The sequence below is a fragment of the Pseudarthrobacter sp. YAF2 genome, from assembly GCF_052113345.1.
GTDB lineage: Bacteria > Actinomycetota > Actinomycetes > Actinomycetales > Micrococcaceae > Arthrobacter.
In genome coordinates this window covers 17979-32535 of the sequence record NZ_JBFRDA010000007.1, presented here as the reverse complement: position 1 = coordinate 32535, position 14557 = coordinate 17979, and the positions used below count along the sequence as shown (strand labels likewise).

Here is a 14557-nt window from a genome sequence, read left to right as displayed (position 1 = left end):
ATGGCAACCGACCGCTACGAGCTGGGCGTCGACGCCAGCAAGCTCGATGCAATCGACATGCACGTACACCTCGAGGTGGACAGCTGCGGGCACGGCTCCCTGCCGGACGCCCTCACCGAAGCCTCGGCCAAGTACTTCAAAGCCGAGGACCGGACGCCCTCGCTGGACCGGATCGCGGAGGTTTACCGCGAACTGAACATGGCCGCCGTCGTCTTTACCGTGGACGCCCGCACCCAGCTCAAGCACGAACCCAACAGCATCCCGGAACTCATCGCGGGAGCCGCCCGGAACAACGACGTGCTGATTCCGTTCGGCAGCGTGGACCCGCGCACCGGCGAGGACGCCATCGCCGGGGCCAAGCGCCAGGCCATCGAGCTCGGCGCCCGCGGCTTCAAGTTCCACCCGTCGCTGCAGGGGTTCGATCCGTCCAACGAACGCTTCTACCCGCTGTGGGAGACGCTCCAGGAACTGGGCCTGCCGGCCATCTTCCACACCGGCCAGAACGGCATGGGCGCGGGCCTGCCCGGCGGCTACGGGATCAAGCTCGCCTACTCCAACCCGCTGCTGCTGGACGCCGTGGCCGCGGACTTCCCCGGCTTGCAGATCATCATGGCCCACCCCTCGGTGCCGTGGCAGGATGAGGCGAACTCCATTGCCACCCACAAGGCCAACGTGTTCATCGATCTCTCCGGCTGGTCGCCCAAGTACTTCCCGGAGTCCCTGGTGAAGGCCTCCAACTCCTACCTGCAGGACAAGGTGCTGTTCGGCACCGACTTCCCGCTGATCACCCCGCAGAAATGGCTCGGTGCCTTCGCGGACCTGCCGCTGAAGGACGAGGTCCGGCCCAAGATCCTCAAGGACAACGCGGTGCGCCTCCTCGGTCTGGGGGCTTGAGATGGGAAGCACGACGGCGGAAACCGGCTTGGGTGCCCGGCTGTACGAAGCGGCGGACTGGTACGACGCCGAATCCCTGCTCACCCAAGACGAGCGCCAGGTCCTGGCCCGGCTCCGGGACTTCCTGAACAGCGAGGCAAAACCCCTGCTGGCCGAGTACTGGGAAAGGGGTGAATTCCCCGAACATCTCGCCCGGCCGCTGATCGACCTGGACCTGATGGAACCTGCGGAGCTCACCGAAGACGGCCCCGCACGCGGGATCTACCAAGGCTTCCGGATCTTCGAACTTGCCCGCACCGATGCCTCGCTGGCCACCTGGTACACCGCCCAGGCCGGCCTGTTCCGGACCGCCATCCGGGTGGGCGCATCGGCGGAGCAGCAGGCCGAATGGATGCCCGAGGTCATCGATTTCTCGCTCAAAGGCGTCTTCTCACTCACCGAGCCCGAGCACGGCTCGGACATCGCCGGCGGACTCTCCACGACGGCCCGGGGGCAGGCCGACGGCAGCTGGATCCTTGACGGTGCCAAGCGCTGGATCGGCGGTGCCGCCACCGCGGACGTCCTGGCAGTGTTCGCCAGGGACGTGGCGGACGGACAGGTCAAGGCTTTCCTCGTGGACCGGCAGGCCGATGGCGTCACGCTGGAGAAGATCCAGGGGAAGACGTCGCTGCGCATGATGCAGAACGCCCACATCACCCTCGAAGGGGTTCGGGTCCCGGAAGCCATGCGCCTGCACAACGTGGACTCGTTCAAAGACGTCGCGGCGATGCTCCGGGCCATGCGCTCGGACGTTGCCTGGATCGCCACCGGCATCGCCGCCGGAGCGTTCGAGGCCGCCCTCGCCTACGTCAACGGGCGCCAACAGTTCGGCCGCAGCCTTGGCTCCTTCCAGCTGGTCCAGGAGAAACTGGCCCGCATGCTCGGAAACGTCACCGCGTCCCTGTCCCTGGTGGTCCGGCTCACCGAACAGCAGGCCAAAGGCATCTACCGCGACCAGGACTCGGCCCTTGCCAAGATGCAGACGTCCCTGTTCATGCGCGACACCGTCGCGCTGGCCCGCGAAGTGGTGGGCGGCAACGGCATCACCCTGGCCACGGACGTGGCCCGCTTCCACGCCGACGCCGAAGCCGTCTACTCCTACGAAGGCACCCACGAGATCAACGCCCTGATCATCGGCCGCGCCCTCACCGGCGAAAGCGCCTTCACCCGCTAACCAACCCTTTCCTACCCAACGAACAACTGCCAGGAGGCAACGATGCCCAATCTCGTCGTCGATTTCGACACCCTGCTCACCCTGTCCGGCAAGGACCTCGGCACCACCGACTACCGCCAAATCACCCAGGAACAAATCAACCTCTTCGCCGACGCCACCGACGACCAGCAATGGATCCACACCGATCCCGAACGCGCCAAGGACGGACCCTTCGGTGCCCCCATCGCCCACGGCTTCCTCACGCTCTCCCTGATCATCCCGTTCTGGGGCGAGCTGTTCGACGTCGAGGGCGTCACCACCAAGGTCAACTACGGCCTGGACAAGGTCCGCTTCACCTCCCCGGTCAAGGTCGGCTCCAAAGTCCGCATGCAGGCCACCATCGCCGACGTCACCGAAGTCAAGGGCGGCGCCCAGATCAAGGTCAACGCCACCATCGAAATCGAAGGCCAGGAGCGCCCCGCCGTCGTCGCCGAATTCCTCGCCCGCTTCTACAAGTAGGCCGCACTAACAGCAGTAACCCGTCACCACATCGGCGGCACCACACGGCGCCGCCGCCTCAGGCAACCCCAAAAACCCCACATTCCTCCGTCTTTAGGAACAGCCATGTCCGGACACACCACGCTCGCACCCGCGGGCACGGCCGCCAAGCGCAAGGAAGCGCGCACGGTCATCCTGTCCAGCTATTTGGGCAGCACCATCGAGTTCTACGACTTCCTGTTGTACGCCACGGCCGCAGCGGTGGCCTTCCCCAAGGTCTTCTTTGCCGGCACGGACGAATGGGTGGGCGTGGTGGCGGCCTACGCCACCTTCGCCGCCGGGTACGTGGCCAGGCCGCTGGGCGGCGTCATCTTCGGCCACTTCGGTGACAAGGTGGGCCGCAAGGGGATGCTGATCATCTCGATGGCCATGATGGGCATCGCCTCCACCCTCATCGGCCTGATTCCCGGCGCCGGCGTCATCGGGCCGTGGGGCGCCGTAATCCTGGTGCTCCTGCGGGTCTGCCAGGGCATCGCCGTCGGCGGTGAATGGGGCGGCGCCGCCCTCATGGCGCTGGAACACGCCGACCCGAAGCGGCGCGGCTTCGCGGCGTCCTTCGTCAACGCCGGCGCGCCCACCGGCGCCGTGCTGGGCACCTTGGTGATGGGTGCCTTCTCGGCCCTCCCGCAGGACGCTTTCCTTGCCTGGGGCTGGCGTGTGCCGTTCCTGCTGTCCTTCGTGCTCCTGATCGTGGGCATGTTCGTCCGCCTCAGGGTCTCGGAAAGCCCCATTTTCGCCGAAGCGGTGGCCAAGGAAAGCGCCCGGGGCGCCAAACCCAAGATCCCGCTGCTGGACGTGCTGCGCCGGCCCAAAGCGCTGATCATGATCATGTTCGCCGGCGCCGCCGGGTTCGGCCTGCAGGTGGTGCTGCCGACTTTCTCGGTCACCTACGCAGTATCCAAGGGTGCACCGCAGCAGGGCGTGCTGTACGCATTCGCGGGCGCCTCGGCCATCTCCATCATCTTCGTGCTCCTGGGCGGCCGCCTGTCCGACCGGTTCGGCCGCCGTCCGGTGATGATCGCCGGTTTAGCGCTGTTCATCGCCTACCTGTTCCCGATGTTCGGCATGCTCGGCTCGGGCAACGTCGGCCTGGTCTTCGTGGCCTTCACCGTGGCGCTGATCCTGCATTCATCCCTCTACGGACCCCTGGCAGCCTTCGTCTCGGAACAGTTCGGCACCACGTCCCGTTACACCGGGGCCGCCGTAGGGTACCAGCTGGCCACCCTCATCGGTGCAGGGTTCACCCCGGGCATCATCGCCGGCCTCTACAAGGATTCCGGCCAGAGCATCGTTCCCGTGGTGGCGTTCCTGTCCGTCATGGCCCTCGTGTCGATTGTCTTCATCGCGCTGACGCGGGAATCTAAGAACAACGACCTCACCACGGTCCGTTAGGAGAACCATGGACAACAACGGAGTTGGATCCTGGCTGCAGCGCCGCCGGCACAAATCAGGTTCCAAGGCGGCCCTCATTTCCGGCACCGGCACCCTTGGCTATGACGAGCTCGCCGAGCGGGCGGACCGGTTGGCCAACGCGCTCCGGGACAGGGGAGTGGCACAGGGCGACCGGGTGGCCTACCTGGGCGAGAACCACCCGTCCTTCGTGGAAACGTTCTTCGCCTGCGGCCTCCTGGGTGCCATCTTCGTGCCGCTCAACACCCGGCTTGCGCCTCCTGAACTCCAGTTCCAGCTTGAGGATTCCGGGGCCCGGCTCCTGGTCAACGCCGCCGCCCTGGAACCGTCCGCCTCCGCCGCGGTGGAGGGGACGGCGGTCACCCACCGCCTGGTCATAGCGGCCGACGGCGGAACGGAACCTTCCGGCGCTGAGTCACCCGCCGACGTCGAGCACTCCGTCACGGTGGCACACTACGAAGAGGCGCTGCAGGCGGCGGTGCCGGACCACCTCGACGTGCCGGTGGGGCACGACGACGGGGCAATGATCCTCTACACCTCGGGGACCACGGGCAAGCCCAAGGGTGCGCTCCTGACCCACGGGAACATCACGTGGAACTGCATCAACACCATCGTGGACATGGACCTGAACCGCAACGATGTGGCGCTGATGATCTCGCCGCTGTTCCACGTGGCATCGCTGGACATGGGGCTGCTCCCGATGCTCCTGAAGGGCGCCACCGTGGTGCTGGAGGCCAAGTTCGATCCCGCCAGGGTCCTGGAACTGATCGAGCAGCACAAGGTGACCACCCTCAACGGGGTGCCCACCACGTTCCAGCTGCTCTGCGAGCACCCGGGCTGGGCCGCGGCGGACCTCAGCACCCTGGACAAGCTGACGTGCGGCGGCTCCGCCATTCCGCGCCGGGTGCTGGATGCGTACGAGGACCGCGGTATTGGTTTCACCAGCTGCTACGGCATGACCGAAACAGCGCCGGGAGCCACCATGCTCCCCGTGGCCCGCTCCAAGGACAAGGCCGGCTCGGCAGGCCTGCCGCACTTCTTCACCGACGTCCGGATCGCCGAGCCGATGGGCGGCGCCGTGGCCCCCGGTGAAGTGGGGGAGATCCAGATCTCCGGGCCCAACGTGATCAAGGAGTACTGGAACCGGCCGGAGGGCACGTCGGCCAGCTACGCGGAGTCGGTCTGGTTCCGCTCCGGCGACATGGGCTACCGGGACGCGGAAGGCTTCCTGTTTGTCTCGGACCGGCTCAAGGACATGATTATCTCCGGCGGGGAAAACATCTACCCGGCCGAGGTGGAGGCCGTCATCGCGGAGCACAGTGCCGTGGGCAGCGTGGCCGTTATTGGCGTTCCGGATGACAAGTGGGGCGAGGTTCCGCAGGCGATCGTGACCCTGCGCGAGGGGGAATGTCTGACCGTGGATGAGTTGCGGAGCTTCCTGGACGGCCGGCTGGCCCGCTACAAGATCCCCAAATCCCTGGTGGTGGTGGCCGAGATGCCGCGGACAGCGAGCGGGAAGATCCGCAAAATGGAGCTCCGCAAACAGCTCTGACCGTTTACGGCGCCCAGCGGGAGGGTCAGGCCTGCGCGGGCTTTCCGAGCGAGGCTGTCCGGACAGTAACCCCGAGGTCGCGGATGTTCTCCTGCATCTCCTGCGGCAATTGGTCGTCCGTCACAACGCCGTCCAGCTTCTCAAGCGGGGCCACATTGAAGCGGGAAACGGTGCCGAACTTGGTGCTGTCCGCCAGCAGGAAGCACGACGACGACGCCTCCAGCGCGGCGAGTTTCACCTCCACCTTGTCCATGGAGGGAGTGGTAATTCCCCTGGACATGTTCCAGGTACCCGTGCTGAGGAAACACAGATCGATGTTGACGGCCTTGACTACGTCGGCTGCGATCCGTCCACAGCTGGAGGCGCTGGACGGATCCACGGCGCCGCCCGTATGGATGGTTTCGATGTGGGGATAGGCAAAGAGGCTGGTGACCACATAGAAGTCGTTGGTTACCACGGTGACATTCTGGCGCCCGGCGAGGTACGGAACCACCGACTGGCACGTGGTGCCGGCATCGAGGAACACCACCATGCCGTCTTCCACCATCCCGGCGGCGAGTTCTGCGATGGCCTGTTTGCGGGGGAGTTCCAGCTGCGCGCGGAATTCACGTTCGCGGGGCGGTTCCTGGCTGGTCCACTCGGCCAGCCGCACGCCTCCTTGCACCGACACCACCTGGCCTTGGTCCTCCAGGGCCGTGATGTCCCGACGTACCGTCATATGGGAGACGTTCATGTATTCCGTGAGGCCGCGGATACTCAAGATTCCCTCCCTTCGCAGCAAGCGCAGGATCTCCTGGTGGCGCTGCTCCGGGATCAGGGGACGAGCTGTTGGACTCACGTGGTTCTCCTTTGGCCGTGGCAGCTTCATCTTAACAAGTTTTAACAGAGTGTTCCCATTTGTGAATCTTTGGGCTAATCTCTTAATCGATGTTAAACAAATTTGAGACCCTTGAGACCATCGTCCGCACCGGAGCGCTCCTCATCGCGCGGCTCGACACAGCCGACGAGGCCTACCGAGTCGCCGAGGCTGCCATCGATGGCGGCATCCGTGCCGTGGAAGTGCCGCTCACTGTGCCGGGTGCACTCGGTGTTATCGAACGCCTGGCTGACAAGTACGGCGACCAGGGAATCGTGGTGGGTGCCGGAACGGTGCTCGACGCCGAGGCCGCCTACGCTTCGGTGTCGGCCGGGGCACGGCTGTTGGTCAGTCCCCAACTGAATCCCGCCATGATTGCCACGGCCAACCGTTACCAGGCGGTGACCGCCAGCGGGGCCTTCACGCCCACCGAAGTACTCAACACGCTTGAGGCGGGGGCGGACATTGTGAAGCTGTTCCCGGCCGAACTCGGTGGCCCGTCCTACGTCAAGACCATTCTGGCGCCCCTGCCCCAGGCGCCAATCATGCCGTCCGGCGGGGTCAGCCCCGCCAACGTTGGCGACTGGTTTGCCGCCGGAGTCACCGCCGTCGGCGTTGGCAGCTTCGTCACCAAGGCCGCCCAGCAGGACGGCGACTACGGCAAAGTCGCGGAGGCCGCCCGCACCTTCCTCGCAGCAATCGAAAAAGCCCGCCGCTAAGGGCGGCCCCCCAATACCGGCAGCCCGTTGCCGACAGAACACAAAGGAGTGAGCTGCATGAGCCAAGCTTCAGCAGAAATCGACGCGTCCACGGAAAAGCCCGGGCGAAACGTGCGGATCAGGTGGTACCTGATTGCGCTGCTCGTCATCGGCGGCATCGTCAACTACCTGGACCGGAACAACCTCAGCATCGCCAACACCACCATTGCCAAGGAGTTCGGCCTCAACGCCCTCCAGATGGGGCTGCTGCTGTCCGCCTTCTCGTGGCCCTACGCCATTGCCAACCTGCCGGCCGGCTATTTGGTGGACAAGTTTGGTCCGAAGAAAATGTTCGCTTGGGCAGCAGGGCTGTGGTCCATCGTCTCCATGCTTTCCTCCATGGCGAACTCCTTTGGATTCCTCTATGCGGCCCGCGTCGCCCTGGGCATCGCAGAGTCGCCGTTCTTCACCTCCGGGCTCAAGGTGGCTGACAAATGGTTCAACAAGAACGAGCGTGCACTGCCCGTCTCGATCGTTAACACCGGTTCGCAGATTGCCAACGCCATTGCCCCGCCGCTGCTGACCTTCCTCATGCTCACCATGAGCTGGCGGGGCATGTTCCTGGTCATCGGTGCCCTCGGCGTCATCGTTGCCCTGGTCTGGCTGCGGATCTACCGCGATCCCACCATGAAGGAACAATTCATCATCAAGGGCGAGGAGTTCGAGGAGCAGCTGAAGCCCAAGGAGAAGCCGGCCGGCTGGGGTGAACTGCTCAAGAAGAAGAACACCTGGTTCATGGTCCTGGGCGCCTTCGGCATCTTCTACACGGTCTGGGTGTACCTCACGTGGCTGCCCAGCTACCTGCAGACCGCCCGTGGTTTCAGCCTCAGCCAAATTGGCTGGCTGGCCGGACTGCCGTTCCTGTGCGGCATCGCAGGCGTGCTTGCCGGCGGCATCTTCTCCGGCAAAATGATTGCCCGCGGCGTCCCCGTGATCCGTGCCCGCAAGATCCCGATCGTTGGCGGAGCGCTCCTGGCCGCAGCCGCAGTGTTGCCCGTGGCCTACGTCGAGAACACGGCCCTGGCCATCGTCCTGCTGTCCGTTGGCTACTTCGCGGCCCAGGTTCCCATCGGCGTACTCTGGACCCTTGCCTCGGATATTGCCGAGCCCAACCAGGTGGCTTCCCTGGGCGCTATCCAGAACTTCGGCGGCTTCCTCGGAGCCGCGGTGGCGCCCATCGTTACAGGCCTTATCCTTGATGCCACTGGCGGCAACTACACCTTGGTGTTCCTGATTGGCGGTGTGCTGCTGATTGTGGGCGCCGCGTCATACGGCTTCTTCGTCAAGGACCGCCGCAAGCCGGCCGCGGCGTAACGCCCACGTTCCGGGCCTCCACCAAGCCACAGTCCAAGGAAGAACAAGCAGTGACCAGTACCATCCCCAAAGTGTTCTTTGTGATCGGGCCCGCGGGCTCCGGGAAATCCAGTGTCAGCCGCCATCTCGCGGAGCGGTTCGGCGCCGCGCACATCGACAAGGACACCGCCACCACCCGGTTCACCGAGCTGCTGCTGAAGCTCAACGGCTCGGACCCGAACGAGCGGGACAACAACGAGTTCTACCAAAACGTCATCATGCCGCTGGAGTATGCGTCCATCCTGGACCTGACCCGTGACAACCTGCGGGCGGGCAACTCGGTAGTGCTGGATGCTCCCTTCGGCCGGTTCTTTCCGGACGATGACTACCTGGCCAAGGTCCGGGCCGAGCACCAGTGGCCCGACGCCGAACTCATCGTGGTCCACGTCCGGCTGGCAGGGGAGGCGTTGCGCCGGCGCCTCATCGCCCGCGGGTACCCTCGCGATGAGTGGAAACTGGCCAACTGGGAAACGTTCTGGGCGGGCGCACAGGGTGATTCCTGCCGGTGGAGGGACGCGCGCCACCTGGACTTTGACAACAGCGGCGCTGCCGTTGACGTCAACGATTTCGCTGCCGCGGTGACCGCCGGGGCCGCGTAGGGCACAGCTTAAGGTCAACGGAAGGCCAGGGGTCGACGGCGGGAAGGGCCGCCGTCGACCCCTGGCCTTTTTGCTTCCCGGGGCAGAGCCGCCAGCACCCGGGCGTTTCCTGTTACCCGTTCCGGTCATCAATTGGCGGAATCCTATAGGACAGTGCCACGATGATTGGATGCTTGAGGCAACTAAACCCCACAATTCCCCGGACGGGACGCCCGTCAACCCGGCACTGGAAGCGGAAAGCAGGATCGCCCGCATCGCGGTGACGGTGTTCCCCATCCTGGTGGTCGTCGCCGGCATCGCCGGCTTCCTGCTCCCCGGCGTCTTCAAGCCCATGGGACAGAGCGTGCCTTACCTGCTGGGCATCATCATGTTCTGCATGGGCCTGACGCTGACCCCGCCGGATTTCGCGGCGGTGGCCAAGCGGCCGTGGGCGGTGGCGCTGGGAATCGTTGCGCACTACGTCATCATGCCGGGTGCAGGCTGGCTGATTGCCGGCGCCCTCAACCTCAGCCCCGAACTCGCCGTCGGCGTCATCCTGGTGGGCTGCGCACCCTCCGGGACCGCCTCGAACGTGATGGCGTTCCTGGCCAAGGGCGATGTGGCCCTCTCCGTGGCAGTAGCATCCGTTTCCACCCTGATCGCCCCGATCGTCACCCCGCTGCTGGTGCTGTTCCTGGCCGGTTCGTACCTCCAGATCGACGCCGCCGGCATGGTGTTGGACATCGTCAAGACCGTGCTGCTGCCGGTGGTGGCGGGCCTCCTGGCCCGGCTGTTCCTCAAGAAGGCCGTGGCGAAGGTCCTGCCCGCACTGCCGTGGGCCTCCGCCGTCGTGATCTCCCTGATCGTGGCCATTGTGGTGGCCGGCAGCGCCAGCAAGATCATCGATGCCGGGGCTATCGTGTTCCTCGCCGTGGTGCTGCACAACGGCTTCGGCCTGGGCCTGGGCTACCTTGCCGGAAAGCTGGGCCGCCTGGATGACAAGGCGCGCCGTGCCCTGGCCTTCGAAGTGGGGATGCAGAACTCCGGCCTCGCATCGACGCTGGCCATCGCCCACTTCACCCCGCTGGCCGCGCTTCCATCCGCCGTGTTCTCCCTGTGGCACAACATCTCCGGCGCCATCGTCGCAGCCTGGCTCGCCCGGCGCCCACTGACGGACAAGAAGGCCTAAGGGGCCCGTTTCCCGCCATCCATTCCGGGTACGGAAGCGGTAGGGGGCAGCGCCGCCCGCGCGTTCCCCGCCAATTCCGAACGGGAGAGGGAGAGATGGCTCGAGTCGACCGAATAGCTGAACCCTGGGGAACGCGGACACCATACGGCAACGGCGGCGACTGGCCGGTTCGCGTGGACACCCACCTGGCCGAGGGGGTCGTCCCGGAGGACGTGGACAGATGGGTCCAGACGGCGTCGCTCCTGCACTCAAACGGCGACGCCATGGACATCGCCGTCAAGGACAACAGGATCGTCGGCGTGCGGGGACGGGCCGTGGACCGGGTCAACCACGGAAGGCTGGGGCCGAAAGACCTGTACGGCTGGCAGGCGAATGCCTCACCGGACCGGCTCACCAGACCCCTGATCCGCGAGGGCGGCAAGCTGGTGGAAACGGACTGGGACACGGCCATGCAGCGCGTGGTGGACCGATCAAAGGCGCTGCTGGCCGAACAGGGCCCCAGCGCAATCGGCTTCTACACCACCGGCCAGCTCTTCGCCGAGGAGTATTACACCCTCGGAACCCTCGCCCACGGCGGCATCGGCACCAACCACGTGGACGGCAACACCCGGCTGTGCACGGCGACGGCGGGGGAGGCGCTGAAGGAATCGTTCGGCTGCGACGGCCAGCCCGGCTCCTACACTGATGTGGACCACGCCGATGTCATCGCCCTGTACGGGCACAATGTGGCAGAGACCCAGACCGTTTTATGGGCCAGGATGCTTGACCGGCTCGCCGGCCCCAACCCGCCCAAAATCATTTGCGTGGATCCGCGCCTCACACCGGTGGCAAGGGTGGCGACAGTGCACCTGGCCCCGCGGCCCGGCACCAACGTGGCCCTGATGAACGGCATCCTGCACGAAATCATCAGTAACGGTTGGGTGGACCGCGAATACATCCAGGCGCACACGGTGGGGTTCTCTGAGCTGGAAAAAGAGGTCAAGAACTATCCGCCCGACCTGGTGGCGGAGATCTGTGGTGTCCCGGCGGAGGAGATCCGGGAGGCCGCCGGCATCATCGGCCACGCCGAGCGGCTGCTGTCCACGGTGCTGCAGGGTTTCTACCAGTCCAACCAGGCCACCGCCGCCGCCGTGCAGGTCAACAACGTCAACATCATCCGCGGCATGCTGGGCAAGCCCGGCTGCGGCATCCTGCAGATGAACGGACAGCCCACGGCGGAGAACACCCGCGAATGCGGGGCCGACGGCGACCTTGCCGCCTTCCGCAACTGGTCCAACGACGCGCATATCCAGGACCTGGCGAGGGTCTGGAACGTGGACCCCATGTCGATTCCGCATTACTCGCCTCCCACCCATGTCATGCAGATGATGCGGTATGTGGAGGACGGCTCCATCCGGATGCTGTGGGTCAGCGGCACCAATCCTGCCGTTTCGCTGCCGGAGCTGGCGCGCATCCGCAGCATCCTCCAGCAGGACCGGCTGTTCCTGGTGGTGCAGGACATCTTCCTGTCCGAGACTGCCCAGCTGGCCGACGTCGTCCTCCCCGCCGCAACCTGGGGCGAAAAGACGGGAACCTTCACCAACGCGGACCGCACGGTCCACCTCTCGGAAAAGGCCGTGGATCCGCCCGGTGAGGCCAAACCGGATCTGGAGATCTTCATTGACTATGCCCACCGGATGGGCCTGCAGGACAAGGACGGGCAGCCGCTGATCAAGTGGCACGATCCCGAGTCCGCCTTCGAAGCGTGGAAGGAATGCACCCGCGGCCGGCCCTGCGACTACACCGGCATCACGTACAGCAAGCTGCGCGGCGGCTCCGGGATCCAGTGGCCGTGCAACGACGATAACCCGGACGGCACCGAACGCATCTACGCCGACGGAAAGTTTTGGGCACACCCGGAGTACTGCGAAACCTACGGCCGGGACCTGATCACAGGCGCGCCTGTGGAACCGTCCGAATACAAGGCCCTGAACCCTGAGGGCAAGGCCATCATCAAGGCCGCCGAGTACGTCCCGGCGCATGAGCTGCCCAGCCAGGACTTCCCGCTCCAGCTCATCACCGGCCGCACGCTCTACCAGTTCCACACCCGTACCAAGACAGGGCGGGCGCCGGAGCTGCAGGCGGCCGCACCCGACGTGTGGGTGGAGTTGTCAGCGGACGACGCCGGCGCTTACGGAATTGCCGAGGGCGACCTTGCGGAGGTGGAGACACCCCGTGGCTCAGTCCGTGCGCGGGTCCGGATCAGTGGGATCCGCAGCGGGGTGCTGTTCCTGCCCTTCCACTACGGCTACTGGGACACCGCCGGCGGCCATCAGCCGGACGGTGCCGGCCGGGCTGCGAACGAACTGACCATCACTGACTGGGACGCCGCATCCAAGCAGCCCATCTTCAAGACAGCGGCGGCGAGGATTACCCGGATTTCCGCCGGCGACGGTCCGTCCCCGGCGCCCACCACCACGGCATCGGCACCGGTGGGAGACTTTCCCGAGGCGGCCAGGACCAGGGGAATTGCCACCGCGTTGGCAGATGAATCCACCGGCACTCCAGGAGGGGCGCGATGAAGTTCGGGATTGTCCTCAAGGAAATGCACCGCTCCGAAAACGACCTTGCGTACCACCTGCTGGTCATCTCGGAGCGGCACAAGGTGGACCACGAGATCTACCACCTGGCACGGGACCTGGCGCGGTGGTCCCAGCAGCATGTGCGGGACATCGCGGCGATCGCCGGGAACTACGGCCAGGACTTGGATCCGGAGCCGCGCGGCGAAGCGGGGCCTATGGAAGCGCTTCGCGAGAAGGGCAGTGAGATGGTGGGCCGGCGGCCGGAAACCGGAATGCTGCTGCTGCGGGACCTCCGGGAGCTGTACCTGAAGGCCTGTGGTGTCTCGGCCGACTGGGAGCTGCTGGCCCAGGCTGCCCAGGGGATGAAGGACCAGGACCTGCTGGCCTTGGCGCAAAAATGCCATCCGCAGACGATCCGCCAGATGAAGTGGGCCAACGGCAAGCTGAAGGAGTCCGCCACGCAGATCCTGGTCAGCTGATCTTCCGCGCTGCATCATCCGCACACCCGTACGACCCCGCACTGCCCTGATCCAGTTTCATTCAGTGAAACTGTCGGCGCGCGCAGTGCCGCCGATGGCCCAGAGTTGAGTCCATGAACGCGGACCGCACCATGGTCCCGGTCCCGGCATGCCGGGTAGAGACAACAGGACAGAAACGGCGCGGCACATATGGAGTCAACGATGACGGCACTGCGGATCCTCCGGGGGATCGAGTTCGCCCGGCCACAGAACGCGGGCCCGCTGCTGCTTGACCTCTACCTTCCAGAGACGGCGGACGCGGGGCCCGTGGTTGCCGGGGACGCAGGGAAAGGCCGGCGCGGGTCCGGCCTTCCCGCCGTGGTCCATTTCCACGGCGGCGGATGGCGGACGGGGGAGCGCTCCTCCCTCGGGCCGGGCGTGGACGGGTTGGGGCTCAGCCCCATCGAAGAGCTGGCCGGGGCCGGCTTTGTGGTAGCCTCGGCCGATTACCGCCTGACGGACACAGCCACCTTCCCGGCGCAGCTGCTGGACGCCAAAGCGGCGGTCCGCTGGCTCCGGGCCCACTCGGCTGACTACGGGGTGGACCCGAACCGGATCTACGCCTGGGGTGACTCCGCCGGCGGCCATCTCGCCTGCCTCCTGGGCCTGACGGCCGAAACCATTGCGTTCGGTGCGCCAACGGGCACTCAGGACCCTGATGGCGACGACGCCGTTGCCGCCGTCGTGGCCTGGTATCCGCCCACCGACCTGCTGCGGATGGGTGCGCAGGCGCGGCCTGATGCCGTGGCAAGCGCCGACGACCCCGGCTCCCGTGAATCCCTCCTGCTGGGTGCGCAGCCGGCCGATGCCCCGGACAGGGCCAACGCCGCCAGTCCGGCCACCTACGTACACCCGGCCGCGCCGCCCTTCCTGCTGATCCATGGCACGGCGGACCGCTTCGTCCCCCTTGCGCAGTCCACCACCTTCGCCGCCGCGCTGGAAGCCGCGGGCACCGCCGTCGAACTCCTCCTGCTGGAGGACGCGGACCACATGTGGCAGCTCCCGGACCGCAGCACCACGGCCGTGGAACAGGCCACCGCCGCCACCATCGAGTTCTTCCGCCGCCACGCGGACCAGCACTGAATTCCAACACCACGCCCGGAGCGCACGCACCAGGGAACCGGACCTGAAAGGCCCC

13 protein-coding genes are annotated in these 14557 nt (G+C 66.0%); 12 read left to right on the top strand and 1 reads right to left on the bottom strand.

What is annotated here, in order from left to right:
- From AB4Y79_RS08825 to AB4Y79_RS08805, 5 genes are all read left to right on the top strand, one after another.
- Positions 1-894: an amidohydrolase family protein gene (locus AB4Y79_RS08825; RefSeq protein WP_441860505.1), complete on the top strand. Its 894-nt coding sequence runs from the start codon at positions 1-3 to the stop codon at positions 892-894.
- Position 895: 1 nt separating this feature from the next.
- Complete coding sequence (locus tag AB4Y79_RS08820; RefSeq protein WP_441860503.1) at positions 896-2107, top strand: acyl-CoA dehydrogenase family protein; 1212 nt, start codon at positions 896-898, stop codon at positions 2105-2107.
- 42 nt (positions 2108-2149) lie between these two features.
- Entirely contained in the window at positions 2150-2605 is a 456-nt protein-coding gene (locus tag AB4Y79_RS08815; RefSeq protein WP_441860501.1) for a MaoC family dehydratase, read from the top strand.
- Positions 2606-2710: 105 nt separating this feature from the next.
- Complete coding sequence (locus AB4Y79_RS08810; protein ID WP_441860499.1) at positions 2711-4036, top strand: MFS transporter; 1326 nt, start codon at positions 2711-2713, stop codon at positions 4034-4036.
- Between the two features lie 7 nt (positions 4037-4043).
- Positions 4044-5606 (top strand): acyl-CoA synthetase, encoded by a 1563-nt coding sequence (locus AB4Y79_RS08805; RefSeq protein WP_441860498.1) that lies wholly within the window; start codon positions 4044-4046, stop codon positions 5604-5606.
- Between the two features lie 25 nt (positions 5607-5631).
- On the opposite strand, the gene AB4Y79_RS08800 is transcribed toward AB4Y79_RS08805, so the two are convergent.
- Positions 5632-6444 (bottom strand): DeoR/GlpR family DNA-binding transcription regulator, encoded by an 813-nt coding sequence (locus AB4Y79_RS08800; protein WP_441860497.1) that lies wholly within the window; start codon positions 6442-6444, stop codon positions 5632-5634.
- An 89-nt stretch (positions 6445-6533) separates the two neighbouring features.
- On the opposite strand from AB4Y79_RS08800, the gene AB4Y79_RS08795 reads away from it, so the two are divergent.
- The 7 genes from AB4Y79_RS08795 to AB4Y79_RS08765 all read left to right on the top strand — a co-directional run bounded on the left by AB4Y79_RS08795 (position 6534) and on the right by AB4Y79_RS08765 (position 14502).
- The gene (locus AB4Y79_RS08795; protein ID WP_441860495.1) at positions 6534-7181 is read left to right on the top strand and encodes a bifunctional 4-hydroxy-2-oxoglutarate aldolase/2-dehydro-3-deoxy-phosphogluconate aldolase; all 648 of its coding nucleotides are present in this window, start codon (positions 6534-6536) and stop codon (positions 7179-7181) included.
- Positions 7182-7238: 57 nt separating this feature from the next.
- Positions 7239-8534: an MFS transporter gene (locus tag AB4Y79_RS08790; RefSeq protein ID WP_441860493.1), complete on the top strand. Its 1296-nt coding sequence runs from the start codon at positions 7239-7241 to the stop codon at positions 8532-8534.
- Between the two features lie 50 nt (positions 8535-8584).
- Positions 8585-9172: an AAA family ATPase gene (locus AB4Y79_RS08785; protein ID WP_441860491.1), complete on the top strand. Its 588-nt coding sequence runs from the start codon at positions 8585-8587 to the stop codon at positions 9170-9172.
- A 169-nt stretch (positions 9173-9341) separates the two neighbouring features.
- Positions 9342-10340, top strand: a complete 999-nt coding sequence (locus AB4Y79_RS08780) for a bile acid:sodium symporter family protein (protein ID WP_441860489.1) — start codon at positions 9342-9344, stop codon at positions 10338-10340.
- Positions 10341-10435: 95 nt separating this feature from the next.
- Complete coding sequence (locus tag AB4Y79_RS08775) at positions 10436-12901, top strand: molybdopterin oxidoreductase family protein (RefSeq protein ID WP_441860488.1); 2466 nt, start codon at positions 10436-10438, stop codon at positions 12899-12901.
- On the top strand, positions 12898-13380 hold the full coding sequence (locus tag AB4Y79_RS08770) for a hypothetical protein (protein WP_441860486.1): 483 nt from the start codon (positions 12898-12900) through the stop codon (positions 13378-13380). Before AB4Y79_RS08775 ends, AB4Y79_RS08770 begins: the two co-directional genes overlap by 4 nt.
- 201 nt (positions 13381-13581) lie before the next feature.
- The gene (locus AB4Y79_RS08765) at positions 13582-14502 is read left to right on the top strand and encodes an alpha/beta hydrolase fold domain-containing protein (RefSeq protein WP_441860484.1); all 921 of its coding nucleotides are present in this window, start codon (positions 13582-13584) and stop codon (positions 14500-14502) included.
- The last annotated feature ends 55 nt before the right edge of the window (positions 14503-14557 follow it).